Raw genomic sequence first — 18295 nt, forward strand, 5'->3', positions numbered from 1 at the left:
CATTGGGCGCCCGCCCCGCCCCCGGCGCCCCCCCCCCCAGCCGGCCCCCCGGCCCCGCGTATTTGCCCCCCCCCACCCAATGAATACTGGGGGCGCCCCGCCGGGGGGCCCCACGCTTTTCCAAAGGGTCAAAATTCCACGTGAATTTTGTTTCGGGCCGTGCCAGATTGGCCCGAAGCGGGAGGAAGACACTCCTGCCTGACGCCGAATGCCTGCCGGAGAACCGGGCCGGCATGCGGTGCATAATGGACAAATAACCGACAGGGGTGTGGATCACATGAAACGTATCGTACTCGGCCTCATGGCCGCAGCTGCAATGGTTCTTCCGGCCTTCGCCGCGGACATTCAACCCGCGCTTCTCTATGATCTCGGCGGCAAGTTCGACAAGTCGTTCAACGAGGCGTCCTTCCACGGCGCCGAAAAGTTCAAGACCGAGACCGGCATCCCCTATGTGGAATTCGAGGTCAGCAACGCCACCCAGCGCGAGCAGGCGCTGCGCCGTTTCGCCGAGGACGGCCGCAATCCGATCGTCATGGCGGGCTTCTCCTGGTCGGATGCGCTTGACAAGATTGCCACGGAATTCCCCGAGACCAAATTCGCCATCATCGACATGGTCGTCGACAAGCCCAATGTCCGCTCCCTCGTCTACAAAGAGCAGGAAGGCTCCTATCTCGTCGGCGTGATGGCGGCGATGGCTTCGAAGTCGAAGAAGGTCGGCTTTATCGGCGGCATGGATATTCCGCTGATCCGCAGATTCGGCTGCGGCTTTGTCGGCGGCGCCAAAGCGGCCGGCGCCACCGACGTCATCCAGAACATGACCGGCGATACGCCCGCAGCCTGGAACGATCCCGCCAAGGGCGGCGAGATCGCCAAGACGCAGATCGACCAGGGCGCCGACGTGATCTATGCTGCGGCTGGCGGCACCGGTGTCGGTGTGCTGCAGGCGGCGGCCGACGCGGGCAAGCTCGGCATCGGTGTCGATTCCAACCAGAACGGCTTGCAGCCCGGCAAGGTGCTGACCTCCATGGTCAAGCGTGTCGACGTTGCCGTCTACAACACCTTCATGGATGCCAAGGACGGCAAGTTCACGGCCGGCATCAACGATCTCGGCCTCAAGGAAGGCGGCGTCGACTACGCCATGGACGACAACAACAAGGCGCTTGTCGACGATGCGATGAAGGCAGCGGTCGAAAAGGCCAAGGCCGACATCATCGCCGGCACCATCAAGGTGCACGACTACATGTCGGACAATGCCTGCCCGTATTGATCGACAGACATTGCTGAGCTGACGAGCCGCCGGGTGAAAGCCCGGCGGTTTTGCATTGTCAGGCCGCTCACCAGTGCGGCGGCTTGGTCACCGGCACGTCGGGTGCGGCCTGTTCCTCCAGCGCCAGGAAGCGCTCGGCCAGCGCGTCGAGCTTGCGCTGCATGCGCTCGATCACCTTCCACTGCTCGGCGATCTGGCCGGACAGTTCCTCGATGGTCTTCTCCTGCTCGGCGGCGCGGATTTCCAGCGTCGTCAGCCGGTCGTCGGGCATGGTCATTTGAAATCCTCGATCAGGCGATTGTGCAGGGTGCGGCCACGTTGGAAATTGACAAGCATGACGGGATTTGTCGAGAGTGAACCGTGCTCCGGCCAATTGGCACAGACCCAATTGGCACAGACTGGGCGTCATGCTAGGCGTTTGACCAAGCGGTAAAAAAATAACAGTGGGAACAGGCTGCATGGCGCAAGCCGCAATCGAGCTGATCGGCATCGACAAGAGCTTTGGCGCCGTGCGCGCCAACCGCGACATCAATCTGGAAATTACGCGCGGCACCATCCATGGCATCGTCGGCGAAAACGGCGCCGGCAAGTCGACGCTGATGTCGATCCTTTACGGCTTCTACCAGGCCGACAGCGGCGAAATCCGTGTCGGCGGCCAGCCGGCATCGATCAAGACACCGAACGATGCGATCGCGCTCGGCATCGGCATGGTGCATCAGCACTTCATGCTGGTCGACAATTTCTCGGTGCTGGAAAATGTCATTCTCGGCGCCGAAAGCGATGCGCTGCTGAAGAAAAGCATCGCCAAGGCGCGTTCCGAGTTGGAGCGGCTCGAGCGCGAATACGGGCTCGAAGTCGATCCGGACGCGATCATCGAGGAGTTGCCGGTCGGCCTGCAGCAGCGCGTCGAAATCCTCAAGGCGCTCTATCGCGGCGCCGAGATCCTGATCCTCGACGAGCCGACCGGCGTGCTGACGCCGGCCGAAGCCGACCATCTGTTCCGCATCCTCAGGCAGTTGAAGGAGCAGGGCAAGACGATCGTGCTGATCACCCACAAGCTGCGCGAGATCATGGCGATCACCGACACGGTCTCGGTGATGCGCCAGGGCACCATGGTGGCGACACGCGAAACCAGGAAGACCACGGTCGAGGAGCTGGCCGAGCTGATGGTCGGCCGGCGCGTGCTGCTGCGCGTCGAGAAAGGCGAGGCGAAGGCCGGCGGCGTCAAGCTCGCGGTCAAGAACCTGACGGTCAAGGATTCCCGCGGCGTCACCATGGTCGACGACGTCTCCTTCGATATCCGTGCCGGCGAGATCGTCGGCATTGCCGGCGTCGCCGGCAACGGGCAATCCGAACTGCTCGAGGCGATTTCCGGCATCAGGCGCGCCGTTTCGGGTTCGGTGACGTTGGACGGCAAGCCGATCGACCTCACCGGCGCCGCCGATCCCGGTGAACTGCGCGAGCGCGGCCTTGCCCATGTGCCGGAGGACCGCCATCATGTCGGCCTGGTGCTGGCCTTCGAGGAGAACGAGAATTCGATCCTCGGCTACCAGGACGACGAGCGCTATCTGAAGGGGCCGTTTCTCGACATCGACGCCATCCGTAACGATGCCAGGGACAAGATCGTCAAATACGACATCCGACCGGCGGACTGCCGCCTCAAGACCGCCAATTTCTCCGGCGGCAACCAGCAGAAGATCGTGCTGGCGCGGGAAATGGAGCAGGATCCCGGCGTGCTGATCGTCGGCCAGCCGACGCGCGGCGTCGATGTCGGCGCCATCGAATTCATCCACAAGCGCCTAATCGCGATGCGCGACCAGGGCAAGGCGGTGCTGGTGGTTTCGGTCGAGCTCGACGAGATCCGCTCGCTTTCCGACCGCATTCTGGTGATGTTTGCCGGCCGCATCGTCGGCGAGCGCGGCCCCGACGCGACCGAGGGCGAACTCGGCCTGCTGATGGCCGGCGTCGAGCACCGGGAGGCCGCGGAATGAGCACTCCCTATGCCAAGCTGCCGGCCTGGGCCGATTATGTACTGATCCCGCTGATCAATCTGTTCGTCGCCTTCGTCGTTGCCGGTTTCGTCGTCATATTGGTCGGCGAGAACCCGCTGCGTGCTGCGGTCATCCTGGTCGAGGGTGCCTTCGGTCGCGGCCAAGGCATCGCGTTCACGCTTTTCTATGCCACCACCTTCATCTTCAGCGGGCTGTCGGTGGCGGTTGCGGCGCATTGCGGCCTGTTCAACATCGGTGGCGAGGGCCAGGGCTATATCGCCGGTCTCGGCATCGGCATCGTTTGCCTGGCCTTCGACAGCGTGCTGCCTTGGTGGCTGACCTTCCCGATCGCCATTATCGCCGCCGCGGCGATGGGCGCGCTGTGGGCGCTGATCCCGGCCTATCTGCAGGCCAAGCGCGGCTCGCACATCGTCATCACCACCATCATGTTCAATTTCATCGCCGCCAGCGTCATGGTCTATGCGCTGGTGGGCATGCTGAAGCCGCCCGGCTCGATGGCGCCGCAGACGCGCACCTTCCTCGAAGGCGCACAATTGCCGAAGCTCAACTGGATCATCGAATTGTTCGGCGCCAAAATCCGTTCGGCGCCGTTCAACGTCAGCTCGCTGCTGGCGCTGGCCATGGCCTTTCTGGTGTGGGTCCTGATCTGGCGCACCAAGCTCGGCTACGAGATGCGTACCTACGGCCACAGCCCGAAAGCGGCGCGCTATGCCGGGATTTCGGAAATCCGCATCATCATCATTGCGATGATGATCTCGGGCGCGCTGGCCGGCATGATGGCGCTCAACCCGACGATGGGCGACCAGCACAATGTCGCGCTCGAATTCGTTTCGGGCGCCGGTTTCGTCGGCATCGCGGTGGCGCTGATGGGGCGACTGCACCCGGTCGGCATCGTGCTTGCCGCAATCCTGTTCGGCATGCTCTACCAGGGCGGCGCCGAGCTCGCCTTCGAGATGCCGGCGATCAGCCGCGACATGATCGTCATCATCCAGGGCCTGGTCATCCTGTTCGCCGGCGCGCTCGAGCATATGTTCCGGCCCTATGTCCAGGCGCTGTTCGCCTCGCTCAGCCCGAGATCGGTCGGCATGGAAGCGGTCAAGGGGAAGGGCGCCTGAGATGGATTTCTTCAACGCCATCGTACAGGTCCTGGACTCGACCATCCGTCTGTCGGTCCCCTTGCTGCTCGCCTGCCTCGCCGGCCTCTATTCAGAGCGGGCCGGCGTCTTCGACATCGGGCTCGAAGGCAAGATGCTGGTTGGCGCCTTCGCCGGTGCCGCCGCCGCCTCGGTCTTCCACTCGGCCTATCTCGGCCTCGGCATGGCCATCCTCATTTCGGTCGCCTTCGCGCTGATCCATGGCTTTGCCTCGATCACCCACCGCGGCAACCAGATCGTTTCCGGTGTCGCGATCAATTTCATTGCCGCCGGATCGACGATCATGCTCGGCCAGGCCTGGTTCCAGCAAGGCGGGCGCACGCCGGCGCTGGCCGCCGGCGAGCGCTTCGAGACAATCATCTGGCCGGGCGCGGATGCGCTCAGGAGCGTGCCGATCCTCGGGCCGATCTATTCGGAACTCATCTCCGGCCACTCAGTGCTGGTCTATCTCGCCTTCCTGGCCGTGCCGTTCACCTGGTGGGTGCTGTTCCGCACCCGCTTCGGCTTGCGCCTGCGCGCCGTCGGCGAGAACCCGGCCGCGGTCGATACCGCCGGCATATCGGTCGCCTGGCTGCGCTATCGGGCGCTGATCTGCACCGGCGTGCTCACCGGCATTGCAGGTGCCTACCTGTCGATGGTGCAGAATGGCGGCTTCGTGAAGGACATGACCGCCGGCAAGGGCTACATCGCGCTGGCCGCGCTGATCTTCGCCAAATGGAAACCGGTCAACGCCATGTTCGCCTGCCTGCTGTTCGGCTTCCTCGACGCGGCGTCGATCCGCCTGCAAGGCACGCCGCTGCCGCTGATCGGCAAGGTGCCGGTGCAATTCATGCAGGCGCTGCCCTATGTGCTGACCGTCATCCTGCTTGCAGGCTTCATCGGCAAGGCAATCCCGCCGCGTGCCGGCGGCGTGCCTTATGTCAAGGAACGCTGATTTATCATGGCTCGTGATCTGTTCGAAGCGGCGAAAGCCGCCATGGCCAAGGCCTATGCGCCCTATTCGAAATTTCCGGTCGGCGCGGCGTTGCGCACCGAGGACGGCCGTGTCTTCACCGGCGCCAATGTCGAGATCGCGTCCTATCCGGAGGGCTGGTGCGCCGAAACCACCGCGCTCGGCCACTACATCATGGGTGGCGGCGGCAAGATTACGGAAATCGCCGTGATCGCCGAACGCGTGGCAAAATGCTCGCCCTGCGGCGGCTGCCGGCAGCGGCTGGCTGAATTCTGCCGGCCGGAAACGAAGTTCTATCTCTGCGATGATAGCGGCGTGGTCGAGACCGTGACCATGGGCGAGTTGCTGCCATACGGCTTCCAGGGCGATGTGTTGAAATGAAGGAAGCACTCGATCACCTCGTCGAAAGGCTGGACGGGCTGGCGCCGACCACTGCGCTGGTGCTGGGATCGGGGCTTGGCGGGCTTGTCGACAAGGTCGAGGATGCGGTGCGCATTTCCTATGCCGACTTGCAGGGCTTCCCCAGAAGCGGCGTCAGCGGCCATGCCGGCGAGGTGGTGGCGGGGCTCTTTGCCGGCACGCCGGTGCTGATGCTGTCCGGTCGCGCACACTATTACGAGCACGGCAACGCGGCGGCGATGCGGCCGGCACTCGAGGTGCTCGCCGGCCTCGGCATCTCCAGGCTGATCCTCACCAACGCCGCCGGTTCGGTCGATCCCGGGATGGGCCCGGGCTCGGTGATGCTGATCACCGACCACATCAATTTCTCAGGCTCCAACCCGCTAATCGGCGAGCCGAGCGACCGCCGCTTCGTCGGCCTGACCGAAGCATACGACGCCGGTCTCCGCTCCGCCATCGAGCAAGCCGCGAAGGCCACCGGTACCAGGCTGCACAAGGGCGTCTACATGTGGTTCTCCGGCCCATGCTTCGAGACGCCGGCCGAGATCCGCATGGCTCGCATCATGGGCGCCAACGCGGTCGGCATGTCGACGGTGCCGGAGGTCATTCTCGCCCGCTTCCTCGGGCTGCGCGTCGCAGCCTGTTCGGTCGTCACCAACCTTGCCGCCGGCATGACCGGAGCCGAGCTGTCGCACCAGGAGACCAAGGACATGGCGCCGGTCGGCGGCGCGCGGCTGGCGACCATTCTGCAGCGTGTTTTTCAGGACGGGCTTCCGGAGCACAGGGTAGACGCCTGATGCTTCCCCAGGAAATCATCCGCCGCAAGCGCGACGGTCAAAAACTCTCGGCTGAGGAGATATCGGCTTTCATCGAGGGCCTGACCGCCCGCACCGTTACCGACGCGCAGGTCGGCGCCTTCGCCATGGCGGTGTTCTTCAACGGCATGAGCCGCGACGAGGTGGTGGCGCTGACTATGGCGATGCGCGATTCCGGCGATGTGCTCGACTGGTCGGATCTGCCCGGCCCGGTCACCGACAAGCATTCGACGGGCGGCGTCGGCGACAATGTCTCCTTGATGCTGGCACCGATCGTCGCTGCCTGCGGCGCCTATGTGCCGATGATTTCCGGCAGGGGCCTCGGCCATACCGGCGGCACGCTGGACAAGATGGATGCCATCCCCGGCTATATCAGCCAGCCGGATGTTGCGCGCTTCCGCAAGACCGTGCTCGAAACCGGCTGCGCCATCATCGGCCAGACCGCCGATCTCGCACCCGCCGACGCCAGGCTCTACGCCATCCGCGATGTGACGGGAACGGTGGAATCGGTGCCGCTGATCACCGCCTCTATCCTGTCGAAGAAGCTGGCGGCCGGCCTCAATTCGCTGGTGCTCGACGTCAAGGTCGGCAACGGCGCGTTCATGGAGAAATCGCGCGACGCAACCACGCTGGCCAACAGCCTGGTCGACGTCGCCAATGGCGCCGGCCTGAAGGCCTCGGCGCTGGTCACCGGCATGAACGAGCCGCTGGCGTCCGCTGCCGGCAATGCGGTCGAGGTGCGCAACGCCGTCGACTTCCTCACCGGCCGCGTCCGCGACCGGCGGCTGGAGGAAGTGACGCTGGCGCTGGCCGCCGAGATGCTGCAATCGGCAGGCCTGGTGTCGTCCAACCAGGACGGCCTGCGCCGCGCCGCCGAGACGCTGGCCGGCGGTCGCGCCGCTGCCATCTTCGCGCGCATGGTGGCGGCACTTGGCGGTCCCGCCGACTTTGTCGACAATCCGGAAAAATATCTGCCGAAAGCGGCAACGGAATTTGCCGTCAAGGCGAGCGCGAACGGCTTTGTCGCCGGCATCGCGACCCGCGAGATCGGGCTTGTCGTGGTCGGGCTTGGCGGCGGGCGGACGCGGCCGGACGACAGGATCGATCACGCCGTCGGCATCACCAGGCTGTTGCCGGTCGGCGCTGAAGTGCGGGCCGGCGAGGCGCTGGCGCTGGTCCATGCCCGCAATGCCGGGGATGCCGAGGCAGCCGCGGCCGCCGTGCTTTCGGCCTATACGATCGGGACTTCCAAACCGGCCGCGGAGAAAACCGTCATCCGGCGGATCCTGCCGCGCTGATAGTCACTGAACCAGCAGCAGCGTGCCGTCTTCGACCTGATATTTTTCGAGCCGCTGCAGAAAGCTCATGCCGATCAGGTTGGTGTGCAGCGCCCTGTCGTCAAGTACGACGGCCTCGACGCCCTCGACAGTGATCCTCCCGATCTGCAGGCGGTCGATCGTCACCACGGCGGCCTTGATCGCACCGTTGGCGGTGTTTACCTGATGGCTGAAGTCGGTCGAATTGAGCGAGATGCCGATCCTGCGCGCAGTCGAGCGGTTGATGGCGACGAGCGTCGCACCGGTATCGATCATGCCTTCGATCTGGCGGCCGTTCAACTTGAAGACCGACATGAAATGCCCGCGCGCGTCCGCGGTGACGACGACCTTGCGGCCGAGCGGCTGCGTCGTCGCCGGCCTGTCCGGGACGGCGGCGAGGTTCAGGTCGGTTTGGGTGTCGGCCGGCTTGGCTCCGATGGCGGATTTCAACAGCCGCTCGATCGTCTGTGGATTCGACTGATAGACGATCGGCAGCGATGCCGACGTTCCGGCAAACACGCCAAGGATAAGAAGCTTGCGCAGCATGGACCGGCCTTTGTGGTTGCCGATCCTTAGTCCGACAAGGTGTTTGCCGCTTTAACGAATGCGGAAACCAGCCGTTTGCGTAAACAATCGGTAAACGGACCTATTTGGTGCCGTACATACGGTCGCCGGCATCGCCGAGGCCGGGCATGATGTAGCCCTTCTCGTTGAGTTGGCGGTCGATGGAAGCGGTGAAGACCGGAACATCGGGATGCGCCTGGGTAAAACGCTCGAGGCCCTCTGGTGCCGCCAACAGGCAGAGGAAGCGGATGTTGGTGGCGCCGCGGCCTTTCAGCTTGTCGATCGCCGCGATCGCCGAATTGGCGGTCGCCAGCATCGGATCGACGACGATCACCAGCCGGTCGGCGAGGTCGCCCGGCGCCTTGAAGAAATATTCGACCGCTTCCAGCGTCTCATGGTCGCGGTAGAGGCCGATATGGGCGACACGCGCCGCCGGCACCAGATCGAGCAGGCCTTCGAGCAAGCCGTTGCCGGCGCGCAGCACGGAGGCGAAGACGAGTTTCTTGCCCTCCAGCGTCGGCGCCTCCATCGTCTCGATCGGCGTCTCGATCGTCGTCGTGGTCAGTTCGAGGTTGCGGGTGACCTCATAGCCGAGCAGTAGCGAGATCTCGCGCAGCAGCCGCCGGAACCCGGCCGTCGAGGTTTCCTTCTTGCGCATGATGGTCAGCTTGTGCTGGACAAGCGGATGGTCGACGACGGTGACGCCCTTCATGGTGTTCTCCGAACTGCGCAGGTGAATAGTGAATGGTGTATGGTGAATAGTGAATAGTGAACTGGTTTGCGAGTCCTTGGTTGCGCGGAAAAACTCGCGGTTGACGGACCGAAGCGCCAGGCTCGCAATTCACCATTCACCTGCCCTTGGCGCCGAGCCTGCCCAGCAGCGCCGCCCTGGTCTTTCTGTCGACGAAAGCTGCCTCGATGGCCGTCCTGGTGACTGCGGTGAGCGCCTTGTCATCCATCGCAAAATGTTCGGCGGCGATGTCGTATTCGCGCTTCAGCGAGGTCCAGAAATAGGGTGGGTCGTCGGAGTTGAGCGTCACCTTGCAGCCCGCCGCCCTCAAAGCAGGAAAGGGATGGTTGGCGAAGCTGTCGAAGATTTTCAGGGCGATGTTGGAGCCGGGGCAGCATTCGAGCACGACGCCTTCGTCGGCGATGCGCCGCACGAGATCGGGGTTCTCGATGGCGCGCACGCCGTGGCCGATGCGAGAGGGGCGGATATGGTCGAGTGCCGCCTCGACGCTCTCCCAGCCCATCAATTCGCCTGCGTGCACGGTGATGCCGAGGCCGGCCTCGCGGGCGATCTCGAAGGCCCTGACATAATCTTCCAAATCGCCAATCCGCTCGTCGCCGGCGACGCCGAAGCCGGTGACCAGCGGATGCCCGCTGCGGGCGGCGAAACGCGCCGCCCGCTCGATCGATTCGACACCGAAATTGCGCACGCCGGTGACGATCATGCGGCCTTCGATGCCGGTCTTCGCCTTGGCGCGGGCCATGCCTTCGCCGAGCGCATCGGTATAGGCCTTCGGCGACAGCCCGGCCTTGCCGGCATGGTCGGGCGAGGTGAAAACCTCGGAATAGATGGCGCCGTCGCGGGCGAGGCTGGTCAGGTAGTGATCGGCCAGCCGCGCATAGTCTTCTTCGGTGCGGAACAGGTCGGAGGAGAAGTCGTAGGCGGCGAGGAAAGAGGTGAAATCGTGCCAGACGAAGGAGCCGTTCTGGATATAGGGCGAGGCATCCCTGCCGTATTTCTCGGCCTGGCGGAGGACGAGTTCAGGCGCCGCTGCCCCTTCGATGTGGCAGTGCAGTTCTGCTTTCAAAGGCATTCAATTATCCCGTCAGGCCTTTTTCTTATGACGCAGGTTCTGGTCGGAAAACCGTGCGACGCTTTTCCGGAACCTGCTTCGAAGCGCGGCCGAACACCGCGCCTTAAACAATAGCGCCCGCACCATCGATCGGCTATGGTCCCGCCGATTTTATGGCGGATCAAAACGATGTCGGTTGAAAGAACCACGGCTGCGGGCGGCATGGAAACCTCCTATGGTTTCAAGCGGGTAGGGCCAGGCGACAAGCAGCCCCTGGTCAATGATGTTTTCCACAAGGTGGCGAACCGGTACGACCTGATGAACGACCTGATGTCGGCCGGGTTGCATCGGTTGTGGAAGGACGCCATGGTCGCCTGGCTCAATCCACCGAAGCGGCCGGGCTGGCGCGTTCTCGACGTTGCCGGCGGCACCGGCGACGTCGCCTTCCGCATCGTCGAGGCGAGCGCCAGGCACGCCCATGCAACGGTTCTCGACATCAACGGCTCGATGCTCGCCGTCGGCCGCGACCGAGCCGAGAAAAAGGGCCTGTCGGCAAATACCGATTTCGTCGAGGCCAATGCCGAGGAACTGCCTTTTGCCGACGCTACTTTCGATGCCTACACCATTGCTTTCGGCATCCGCAACGTGCCGCGCATCGATGTGGCGCTTGCCGAAGCCTATCGCGCGCTGAAGCCTGGCGGGCGCTTTCTCTGCCTTGAATTTTCCGAGGTCGAGATGCCGCTGCTCGACAAGGTCTATGAGGCATGGTCGTTCAACGCCATCCCGCGGATCGGCAAGGCGGTGACCGGCGACGGCGAGCCCTACTCCTATCTGGTCGAATCGATCCGCAAATTTCCCAACCAGCAGAATTTCGCGGCGATGATCTCGCGCGCGGGCTTCGAGCGCGCCTCATTCCGCAACTATTCCGGCGGCATCGCCGCGCTTCATTCGGGCTGGAAGCTTTGAGGCTGGCCCGCATTTTCATAGCCCGACGTGCCTTTCGCCAGTTCAGGAAACCGGCAAGGCAAAGCCAGCCATGAGCAGCATAGGCGCTGGTTTCAGGCTCGTGCGGGCCGGCTGGGTGCTGGTCCGCGAGGGTGTCATCGCGGCGTTGCCCGGCGACGAACTCTTCGGCCTGCCGAAGTTCGGCTGGCGCATGGCCCGGCTGTTCACCCGTCGCCGTGCGCTTGCCTACGAGCGCGGCGACCGGCTGGCCAAGGCGGTCGTGCGGCTCGGCCCATCCTACGTCAAGCTCGGCCAGTTCCTGGCGACGCGGCCGGACGTCGTCGGCAACGACATAGCGCTCGATCTCGCCATGCTGCAGGACAAGATGCAGACATTTCCGAAGGCCGAAGCCATAGCGGCAATAGAGGCCTCGCTCGGACGCAAGGTCGGCGAGCTCTATGCCAGTTTTGGCGAGGCCGTCGCCGCCGCCTCGATCGCCCAGGTCCATACCGCCGAAACCCTGCAGGACAGCGTCGTTACCCGGGTGGCGGTGAAGGTCATCCGGCCGGGCGTGCGCCGCCGCTTCTTTCGCGATCTCGAGAGCTATTTCCTCGCCGCCCGGCTGCAGGAAAAATACATCCCGTCGTCGCGCCGGCTGCGGCCGGTCGAGGTGACCGAGACGCTGGCCCAGACCACCAAGATCGAAATGGATTTGAGGCTGGAGGCGGCGGCTTTTTCGGAGCTCGCCGAAAACACCAAGGACGATCCCGGCTTTCGCGTGCCGTCGGTCGACTGGGAGCGCACCGGCCGCGATGTGCTGACCATGGAGTGGGTCGACGGCATCAAGATGAACGATATTGTCGGCCTGACCGCCGCCGGCCACGACCTGAAGGCGATCGCCGCCAATCTGGTCCAGTCGTTCCTGCGCCATACGCTGCGTGACGGTTTTTTCCACGCCGACATGCATCCGGGCAACCTGTTCGTCGAGGCCGACGGCACCATCGTCGCCGTCGACCTCGGCATTGCCGGCCGGCTCGGCAGGAAGGAGCGCCGGTTCCTCGCTGAAATCCTCTACGGCTTCATCACGCGCGATTACCAGCGCGTCGCCGAGGTGCATTTCGAGGCTGGCTACGTGCCGCGCCAGCACAATGTCGCAGCTTTCGCCCAGGCGATCCGGGCGATCGGTGAACCGATCCACGGCCAGCCGGCCGAGACCATCTCGATGGCCAAGCTGCTGACGCTGCTGTTCGAGGTGACCGAGCTCTTCGACATGGCGACGCGATCCGAGCTGGTGCTGCTGCAGAAGACCATGGTCGTTGTCGAGGGCGTCGCCCGCACCCTCGACCCGGCCTTCAACATGTGGAAGACGTCGGAACCTGTGGTCAGCGGCTGGATTGCCCGCAATCTCGGCCCGCGCGCTTTGCTGGCCGATGCGCGCGACGGCGCCAACGCGCTGCTGGCGCTGGCCCGCCAGGCGCCGGACCTCGCCGCCCGCACCGAGCGGCTGTCGCGCGAGATCGACCTGATGGCCGAACACGGCCTGCGCTTCGACGAAAGGACCGCGCACGCGATCGGCAAGGCCGAGGCGCGCTACACCCGCTCCGGCCGGCTGGCGCTGTGGGTAATCGCATTGACGCTGGTGTACATCGCCTGGAAGCTGCTTTAGCGGCTTGTTCCCGATTGATCGCATTGATATCATTGCTTGCAGCGATCTCGGGCAAAGTGCAATCACATGGCCAGCATCACCATCCGCAACCTTGATCACGAGGTCAAGGATATGCTGCGCCGATTGGCTGCGGAGAATGGCCGGTCGATGGAAGACCAGGCGCGGGTCATGATCCGCGCAGCGGTCGAAGGTCAACTCGGTTCGTCCGGCCGCATCGACCAGATCGAGAAAACGTTGCGCGAACTGACAAGCTTGCAGAATCCTGCAGCTCCGGTGGTCGCGGTCCCCAGCCAAGTCGCGCGAGGTGTCCTCTCCGGCAAGCGCATCCTGCTGATCATCGGCGGCGGTATCGCCGCCTACAAAGCGCTCGACCTGATCCGCCGGCTGCGCGAGCGCGGTGCTTCGGTGCGCGTGGTGATGACCGCCGCGGCGCAGCAATTCGTCACCACGCTGTCGGCCGGAGCGTTGTCCGCCCATCATGTCTTCACCGAGCTGTTCGACCGGCAGGACGAGCACGACATCGGCCACATCCGGCTTTCGCGCGAGGCCGACCTTGTGGTCGTGGCGCCGGCCACCGCCGACCTGATGGCAAAGCTCGCCAACGGCCACGCCAACGACCTTGCCTCGACGGTGCTCATCGCAACCGACAAGCAGGTTTTGATGGCTCCGGCTATGAACCCGAAAATGTGGACGCACCCGGCGGTCCGGCGCAACCGCTCGATGCTGGGTAAGGACGGCGTCGCATTCGTCGGCCCGGCGAAGGGCGAGATGGCCGAAAGCAACGAGGCGGGCGAGGGCCGCATGGCCGAGCCGCTGGAGATCGTCGCCGCGATCGAGGCGCTGCTCGACAGTCGGCCAAAGCCGCTGGCGGGCAGGAAGATCATTGTCACTTCCGGGCCGACGCATGAACCGATTGACCCGGTCCGCTACATCGCCAACCGTTCGTCGGGCAAGCAGGGCCATGCCATCGCGGCGGCGCTGGCCAGGCTCGGCGCCGACGTGCGTCTCGTCTCCGGTCCGGTCGGCATTGCGGATCCGGCCGGCGTCGCCACGCTGCATGTCGAAACGGCCGTCGAGATGAAGGATGCGGTCGAACAGCTGCTGCCGGCCGACGCGGCAGTGTTCGTCGCGGCTGTCGCCGACTGGCGCACTCAAAGTTCGGCCGGGGAAAAGATCAAGAAGGTGGCGGGCGAGGGGCCGCCGGCGCTGCAGATGGTGGAAAATCCCGATATTCTTGCCGGTGTCGGGCATCACAAAAGGCGGCCGATGCTGGTGGTCGGTTTCGCCGCGGAGACGCAGGACCTGGTCAGGAATGCCGAGGCCAAGCTTGCGAAAAAGGGTGCCGATCTTATCGTCGCCAATGATGTCTCGCATGAAGATGGTTCCCCGGGCGTGATGGGCGGCGACCGCAACAAGGTGCGGATCGTCTCGAAGGCCGGCGTCGAGGAATGGCCGGAGATGAGCAAGGAAGAGGTGGCGACGCGGCTCGCGGCACTGATCGCCGGCCGGCTGAAGACGGTCGTGGTTTAGCGATCTCCCCTCGGGTGTTTAGCCGATCTCACCTCTCGTGGGGGAGATTGGCAGCTTCGCCAGCCGCGCGTCGTCGCTCGCGCCCGAAATCCGCAAGGCGGCAAGGCATCCCAGGATGCCGAGCGGGATGAAGGCGAGGAACAGCCAGGCGGCGACATTTGCCGCGGCCTCGCGGTTCAGGCCTTCGGAAAAGCCGCTGGCGTTGGCGACGATGCCGGTCAGTGCCGCACCCACGGCATAGCCGATGCGCTGCATGGTCGGCACGGCGGCCGAGGCGATCGTCTGCTCGCCTTCCTTGGCCGATGCCACGATGACACGCGTGACAAACGGCCAGGCGATGCCGAAACCGCCGCCTTGCAGCAAGGCACAAAGCAGGATCAACGGGATCGAGCCCGCCGGCACCGTATAGGCGAAACCCGCGACGCCCGTGGCGATCATCAGCGCCCCGCCGACGATGATCAGCCGCTCGCGCTCCGGCGGGGCATTGGCGACGAGGATCGACAGGATCGACCAGGCGATCGATTCGGCGGCGATGATGTAGCCGGTGGTGAGGATCGGAATGTCGTGCAGGCTGGTCAGGAGCAGTGGCCCGTAGACCGCAAACGAGCAGGTCGCCACCGAAAACGCCGCGACCATGGTCATGCCCGCGCCGACCGGCGAGCGCCATGAAAACAGCCGCGACGGGAACAGCCGCGAGCGCGGCTTCAGCGCGTCGATATAGACGAACAGCGCCAGGCCGATCATGCCGAGGGTGAGCAGCAGCGACGAGCGCAGCAGGGCGATGTCGACGCCGGCGGTGGCGATCAGCACGACGCTGACGGCAAGACAGCCAAGTGCCGCAAACGGGAAGGGCGGCGCCGACCCGCCGGTCGCCTGCGGCCTTGTTGCTTTAGGTGTATCGAGCACGAGGAAGCTTGCCAGCGCCATAGCCGTGCCGCCGAGGGTGAAGACGCCGAAGGCCCAGCGCCAGGACAGCAATTCGGTCATGACCGCGCCGAGCACCGGCCCGCTGAAGGCGGCGACGCCCCAGATCGCCGACATAACGCCGAAAAGCTGCGGCCAGATCGCGCGGGCAAACAGCCGCTCGACCGAGACGAAGGCCAGCGACACCAGCGCGCCACCGCCAAGCCCTTCGATCAGGCGGCCGGAGAGGAACAGCGGCATCGACGGCGCGGTGGCGCAGACCAGCGCGCCGGCGGCATAGAGCAGGGCGGCGGCCGTCATGTTGGTGCGCAGCGCGACATAGCTCACCAGCCGTCCGGCGGCCGCACCGGCAACGATGGCGCCGAGCTCGTAGATCGCCAGCGACCAGCCGACCAGCTGCACGCCGGCGAGCTCGCCGACCATGGCCGGCATGACCGTTGCCACCATGGTTTCGTTGGTGGCGTGCAACAGGATGCCGAGGCTGATGAAGCAGAAGCGCGCCAGATCGCCGCTCGCCCACAGCGCGCGCCAATCGACCCTGTTTGTGCTTGTTTTGGTCAAGTCCACCCCCGAATTCCTGCCGAGCCAGAGCATCTTTGCCACTTCAGGCGCGATGCGCGCCTTGTTCGCGTGCGGTTTGTAAAACCTCAACCGCGGTTGAGCTCAAGCGGTTTTTTGATCGCCGTTAGCGCGGCGGATGCCAAAGATCATGCGGCGCGAGACAGTCACGAGATGTCGAGATCTTAGTCAGGCCGAAGATGTAAGCAATATTGGATCGCCGCAATCTTCGGTCACGGTAACGGCATGGATCCTAGGATCCATGCCGTGATCTTCGAGCGCTGCAACTTTGAACATCAGGGCGGCCCATCCTCTGCGGAGCGGGCCTGCCGGAATCCATGAGCTTTCGGCAGCTATTCGCAGGCCGACACTTACGCTGCCCGGCTGCTCGGGGAGCCATGCTACGCCGCTATTTGAACGAATGGATCAAGTCCAGCGAAGTGACGGCGACCGCCAGATTGACGCCGGTCTGCGCCTGGACACTGAGCGGCTGCAGCGAAAAGGCGCTGCCGAGGCCGCCGACCAGAAGATTGGCGCCGCCACCGGTGACCACGCTCGCCTCGGCATTCACGCCATAGTAGCTGCCGGCAAGGTCGCCTTCATCATGGTTGCGGGTTGCTGCCAGAACCGCCCATGCCAGTTGGCCCTGATGCGTCCGGCCGACGTCGACGCCGAGCTTGGAAATTACCCCGGTATAGACTTCGGGTGGGCCGCCACGATGCGGACGAAAGACACAGGAAACACCCTTGTTGGAGGTGACCAGATAGGCCGTGCCGCCGTCGATGGTGCAGTCGAGCACGCCGAGCTGGAGCTTGCCGGCGCTGGCGGGAGCGGCAACGACGGTCGTGGCGAGTGCGGCGGCACAGGCAAGTTGCTTGATCATGGGAGGGTCCTTTCCAAATGGCTTTGAACAACGGCTGAGCACGCCGAGCGTTCCGCCGAAAACTTGGCGCCAGCAAGGCAAGGCTAAACGCAGGGTTGTCGGAGTGCGGAAACGGAGGCCCGGTCAGCCGGCGCTGGTGCGGGCCAGACCGTCCTTGGCCGGTTGGTAGGTCGGATTGAGGTGCACTGCCTCGCGGTAGGACTTCGCGGCCCTGACCTTGTCGCCGCGCCGCTCGTAGATCAGCGCCTGGTTGGACCAGGCCTCGGCGTTCTTGCCGTCGAGCTTGATGGCCATGTTGAAGTCGGCGAAGGCATTGTCCTCGTCGTTCATGGCAAGGTAGGAGAGGCCGCGTCCGTTGTAAGGCTCGGAAGCATCCGGCGCCAGCGAAATGGCGGTCGAGAAATCCTCGATGGCAAAGGCGTGCTGGCCCTGGCTCTGGTAGATCAGGCCGCGATTGTGATAGGCGCGCGCGTCAGTCGTGTCGAGCTGGATCGCTTTCTGGAAATCGTTGAACGCCTCCTGGACCCGGCCTGCCTTGCGGTAGAGATTGCCGCGGCCGATATAGGCGGCGTCGTAGTTGGAATTGATCTGGATCGAGCGGTTGTAGTCGGCCAGCGCGCTTGCCTGATCACCGAGGAAGCGCTGGATGAGCGCCCGGTTGGAATAGGCCTGGTAGAAATTCGGATTGAGCTGGATGGCAGTGTTGAAGTCCTTCAGCGCTGCCTGGTACTGGCCGCCGCGGCCATAGGCCGAGCCGCGCACATTGTAGGCTTCCGGATCCTGCGGGTTGCGCTGGATCACCGCCGACAGCGAGGAAATGTTCTCGGTCGAGGCTTGCGCCTTGTCGATGTTGTTGAACTCGCCGGTCGGAACGCTCTGGCAGCCGGCAAGCGTCAACCCGGAGAGCAGGGCTGCCGTCAGGGCGAGGCCGCGCCACGCGGTTCTGCGCTCTACGGTGATTGCGTCCATGTCTGCCCTGTCCTTACTGCGCCGTCTGGTCCGTTCCCCCTCCGAACCGGCATCTCTCCCAACCGGTTCTCTCGAACCGGGTCGAAATCACAACAAAAAGGTGGCGGCGATTCCGCATCGCGCCACCTTGGATATCCTTGGAAAAGGACGAAAAATTGACGTCAGAACCGCGGCGGACGCGGAGCACCGGCGCCGGCAGCACCGGCCGCGACCGGACGTGGCGTCATCGGCAGAAGGCCTTCGCGCTGGGCGCGCTTGCGGGCCAGCTTGCGGGCGCGGCGCACGGCTTCCGCCTTTTCACGGGCGCGCTTCTCGGAAGGCTTCTCGTAATGTCCGCGCATCTTCATTTCGCGGAAGATGCCTTCACGCTGCATCTTTTTCTTGAGCGCGCGAAGCGCCTGATCAACATTGTTGTCGCGGACGAGTACCTGCACGTGCAATCCTGTCTTTCGGTTTGAAATCAACAGGCAAGCGGCCATAGCCGCAAGCCTCCGCGGCGCGTTACACCACGAATTGGGGCGGCTGATAGCAGAATCAAG

The 18295-nt window shown here is 64.4% G+C and carries 18 protein-coding genes; 10 read left to right on the forward strand and 8 right to left on the reverse strand.

The genetic code is table 11. From position 1 onward, the window contains the following. Positions 1-277 precede the first annotated feature (277 nt). On the forward strand, positions 278-1267 hold the full coding sequence (locus tag NKI01_RS14260) for a BMP family lipoprotein (RefSeq protein WP_023719004.1): 990 nt from the start codon (positions 278-280) through the stop codon (positions 1265-1267). 67 nt (positions 1268-1334) lie between these two features. Here the strand turns inward: NKI01_RS14260 and NKI01_RS14265 are convergent, their stop codons facing one another. Then, a complete protein-coding gene (locus NKI01_RS14265) occupies positions 1335-1544 on the reverse strand; it encodes a SlyX family protein (protein ID WP_031194007.1) in 210 nt (69 codons plus the stop codon). Between the two features lie 181 nt (positions 1545-1725). Between NKI01_RS14265 and NKI01_RS14270 the strand changes: the two genes are divergently transcribed. Genes NKI01_RS14270 through deoA form a run of 6 tightly spaced genes read left to right on the forward strand, consistent with a single transcriptional unit; the run spans position 1726 to position 7897 of the window. Further along, positions 1726-3258 (forward strand): ABC transporter ATP-binding protein, encoded by a 1533-nt coding sequence (locus NKI01_RS14270; RefSeq protein WP_352845519.1) that lies wholly within the window; start codon positions 1726-1728, stop codon positions 3256-3258. Then, positions 3255-4394, forward strand: coding sequence for an ABC transporter permease (locus NKI01_RS14275; RefSeq protein WP_352484653.1), 1140 nt, complete (start codon positions 3255-3257; stop codon positions 4392-4394). The genes NKI01_RS14270 and NKI01_RS14275 overlap by 4 nt, the downstream gene beginning before the upstream one ends. 1 nt (position 4395) lies before the next feature. Next, positions 4396-5367 (forward strand): ABC transporter permease, encoded by a 972-nt coding sequence (locus tag NKI01_RS14280; protein ID WP_352963635.1) that lies wholly within the window; start codon positions 4396-4398, stop codon positions 5365-5367. Between the two features lie 6 nt (positions 5368-5373). Next, positions 5374-5766, forward strand: a complete 393-nt coding sequence (gene cdd, locus NKI01_RS14285; protein ID WP_023719008.1) for a cytidine deaminase — start codon at positions 5374-5376, stop codon at positions 5764-5766. Continuing rightward, a complete protein-coding gene (locus tag NKI01_RS14290; protein ID WP_023719009.1) occupies positions 5763-6581 on the forward strand; it encodes a purine-nucleoside phosphorylase in 819 nt (272 codons plus the stop codon). Before cdd ends, NKI01_RS14290 begins: the two co-directional genes overlap by 4 nt. Then, positions 6581-7897, forward strand: coding sequence for a thymidine phosphorylase (gene deoA, locus NKI01_RS14295; RefSeq protein ID WP_352963638.1), 1317 nt, complete (start codon positions 6581-6583; stop codon positions 7895-7897). The genes NKI01_RS14290 and deoA overlap by 1 nt, the downstream gene beginning before the upstream one ends. Before the next feature lie 3 nt (positions 7898-7900). On the opposite strand, the gene NKI01_RS14300 is transcribed toward deoA, so the two are convergent. From NKI01_RS14300 to NKI01_RS14310, 3 genes are all read right to left on the reverse strand, one after another. Continuing rightward, a complete protein-coding gene (locus NKI01_RS14300; RefSeq protein ID WP_352963640.1) occupies positions 7901-8461 on the reverse strand; it encodes a TIGR02281 family clan AA aspartic protease in 561 nt (186 codons plus the stop codon). Positions 8462-8561: 100 nt separating this feature from the next. Further along, positions 8562-9191: a uracil phosphoribosyltransferase gene (gene upp / locus NKI01_RS14305; RefSeq protein ID WP_023675320.1), complete on the reverse strand. Its 630-nt coding sequence runs from the start codon at positions 9189-9191 to the stop codon at positions 8562-8564. 136 nt (positions 9192-9327) lie between these two features. Further along, positions 9328-10302, reverse strand: coding sequence for an adenosine deaminase (locus NKI01_RS14310; RefSeq protein ID WP_352484651.1), 975 nt, complete (start codon positions 10300-10302; stop codon positions 9328-9330). Positions 10303-10470: 168 nt separating this feature from the next. On the opposite strand from NKI01_RS14310, the gene ubiE reads away from it, so the two are divergent. The 3 genes from ubiE (at position 10471) to coaBC (ending at position 14422) form a co-directional block, all read left to right on the forward strand. Beyond that, positions 10471-11247, forward strand: coding sequence for a bifunctional demethylmenaquinone methyltransferase/2-methoxy-6-polyprenyl-1,4-benzoquinol methylase UbiE (gene ubiE / locus NKI01_RS14315; protein ID WP_352484649.1), 777 nt, complete (start codon positions 10471-10473; stop codon positions 11245-11247). Positions 11248-11317: 70 nt separating this feature from the next. Further along, on the forward strand, positions 11318-12892 hold the full coding sequence (ubiB, locus tag NKI01_RS14320; RefSeq protein WP_352845523.1) for a 2-polyprenylphenol 6-hydroxylase: 1575 nt from the start codon (positions 11318-11320) through the stop codon (positions 12890-12892). A 66-nt stretch (positions 12893-12958) separates the two neighbouring features. Next, entirely contained in the window at positions 12959-14422 is a 1464-nt protein-coding gene (gene coaBC, locus NKI01_RS14325; RefSeq protein ID WP_352845525.1) for a bifunctional phosphopantothenoylcysteine decarboxylase/phosphopantothenate--cysteine ligase CoaBC, read from the forward strand. Between the two features lie 18 nt (positions 14423-14440). Here coaBC and NKI01_RS14330 read toward each other — a convergent pair whose 3' ends face one another. From NKI01_RS14330 to rpsU, 4 genes are all read right to left on the reverse strand, one after another. Continuing rightward, complete coding sequence (locus NKI01_RS14330) at positions 14441-15940, reverse strand: MFS transporter (protein ID WP_502896341.1); 1500 nt, start codon at positions 15938-15940, stop codon at positions 14441-14443. Positions 15941-16313: 373 nt separating this feature from the next. Beyond that, complete coding sequence (locus tag NKI01_RS14335; RefSeq protein ID WP_023719019.1) at positions 16314-16787, reverse strand: DUF992 domain-containing protein; 474 nt, start codon at positions 16785-16787, stop codon at positions 16314-16316. Positions 16788-16910: 123 nt separating this feature from the next. Next, the gene (locus NKI01_RS14340) at positions 16911-17756 is read right to left on the reverse strand and encodes a tetratricopeptide repeat protein (protein ID WP_352494678.1); all 846 of its coding nucleotides are present in this window, start codon (positions 17754-17756) and stop codon (positions 16911-16913) included. Between the two features lie 161 nt (positions 17757-17917). Then, positions 17918-18190: a 30S ribosomal protein S21 gene (rpsU, locus tag NKI01_RS14345; RefSeq protein ID WP_023675331.1), complete on the reverse strand. Its 273-nt coding sequence runs from the start codon at positions 18188-18190 to the stop codon at positions 17918-17920. Positions 18191-18295: the final 105 nt, after the last annotated feature.

It is taken from the genome of Mesorhizobium sp. M0815, from assembly GCF_040319995.1.
Classification (GTDB): domain Bacteria; phylum Pseudomonadota; class Alphaproteobacteria; order Rhizobiales; family Rhizobiaceae; genus Mesorhizobium.

What these genes read in the sequence shown, in the direction of transcription:
- NKI01_RS14260 (WP_023719004.1), top strand. Translation starts at nt 278, where the DNA reads ATGAAACGTATCGTACTCGGCCTCATGGCCGCAGCTGCAATGGTTCTT.
- NKI01_RS14265 (WP_031194007.1), bottom strand. Translation starts at nt 1,544, where the DNA reads ATGACCATGCCCGACGACCGGCTGACGACGCTGGAAATCCGCGCCGCC.
- NKI01_RS14270 (WP_352845519.1), top strand. Translation starts at nt 1,726, where the DNA reads ATGGCGCAAGCCGCAATCGAGCTGATCGGCATCGACAAGAGCTTTGGC.
- NKI01_RS14275 (WP_352484653.1), top strand. Translation starts at nt 3,255, where the DNA reads ATGAGCACTCCCTATGCCAAGCTGCCGGCCTGGGCCGATTATGTACTG.
- NKI01_RS14280 (WP_352963635.1), top strand. Translation starts at nt 4,396, where the DNA reads ATGGATTTCTTCAACGCCATCGTACAGGTCCTGGACTCGACCATCCGT.
- cdd (WP_023719008.1), top strand. Translation starts at nt 5,374, where the DNA reads ATGGCTCGTGATCTGTTCGAAGCGGCGAAAGCCGCCATGGCCAAGGCC.
- NKI01_RS14290 (WP_023719009.1), top strand. Translation starts at nt 5,763, where the DNA reads ATGAAGGAAGCACTCGATCACCTCGTCGAAAGGCTGGACGGGCTGGCG.
- deoA (WP_352963638.1), top strand. Translation starts at nt 6,581, where the DNA reads ATGCTTCCCCAGGAAATCATCCGCCGCAAGCGCGACGGTCAAAAACTC.
- NKI01_RS14300 (WP_352963640.1), bottom strand. Translation starts at nt 8,461, where the DNA reads ATGCTGCGCAAGCTTCTTATCCTTGGCGTGTTTGCCGGAACGTCGGCA.
- upp (WP_023675320.1), bottom strand. Translation starts at nt 9,191, where the DNA reads ATGAAGGGCGTCACCGTCGTCGACCATCCGCTTGTCCAGCACAAGCTG.
- NKI01_RS14310 (WP_352484651.1), bottom strand. Translation starts at nt 10,302, where the DNA reads ATGCCTTTGAAAGCAGAACTGCACTGCCACATCGAAGGGGCAGCGGCG.
- ubiE (WP_352484649.1), top strand. Translation starts at nt 10,471, where the DNA reads ATGTCGGTTGAAAGAACCACGGCTGCGGGCGGCATGGAAACCTCCTAT.
- ubiB (WP_352845523.1), top strand. Translation starts at nt 11,318, where the DNA reads ATGAGCAGCATAGGCGCTGGTTTCAGGCTCGTGCGGGCCGGCTGGGTG.
- coaBC (WP_352845525.1), top strand. Translation starts at nt 12,959, where the DNA reads ATGGCCAGCATCACCATCCGCAACCTTGATCACGAGGTCAAGGATATG.
- NKI01_RS14330 (WP_502896341.1), bottom strand. Translation starts at nt 15,940, where the DNA reads ATGCTCTGGCTCGGCAGGAATTCGGGGGTGGACTTGACCAAAACAAGC.
- NKI01_RS14335 (WP_023719019.1), bottom strand. Translation starts at nt 16,787, where the DNA reads ATGATCAAGCAACTTGCCTGTGCCGCCGCACTCGCCACGACCGTCGTT.
- NKI01_RS14340 (WP_352494678.1), bottom strand. Translation starts at nt 17,756, where the DNA reads ATGGACGCAATCACCGTAGAGCGCAGAACCGCGTGGCGCGGCCTCGCC.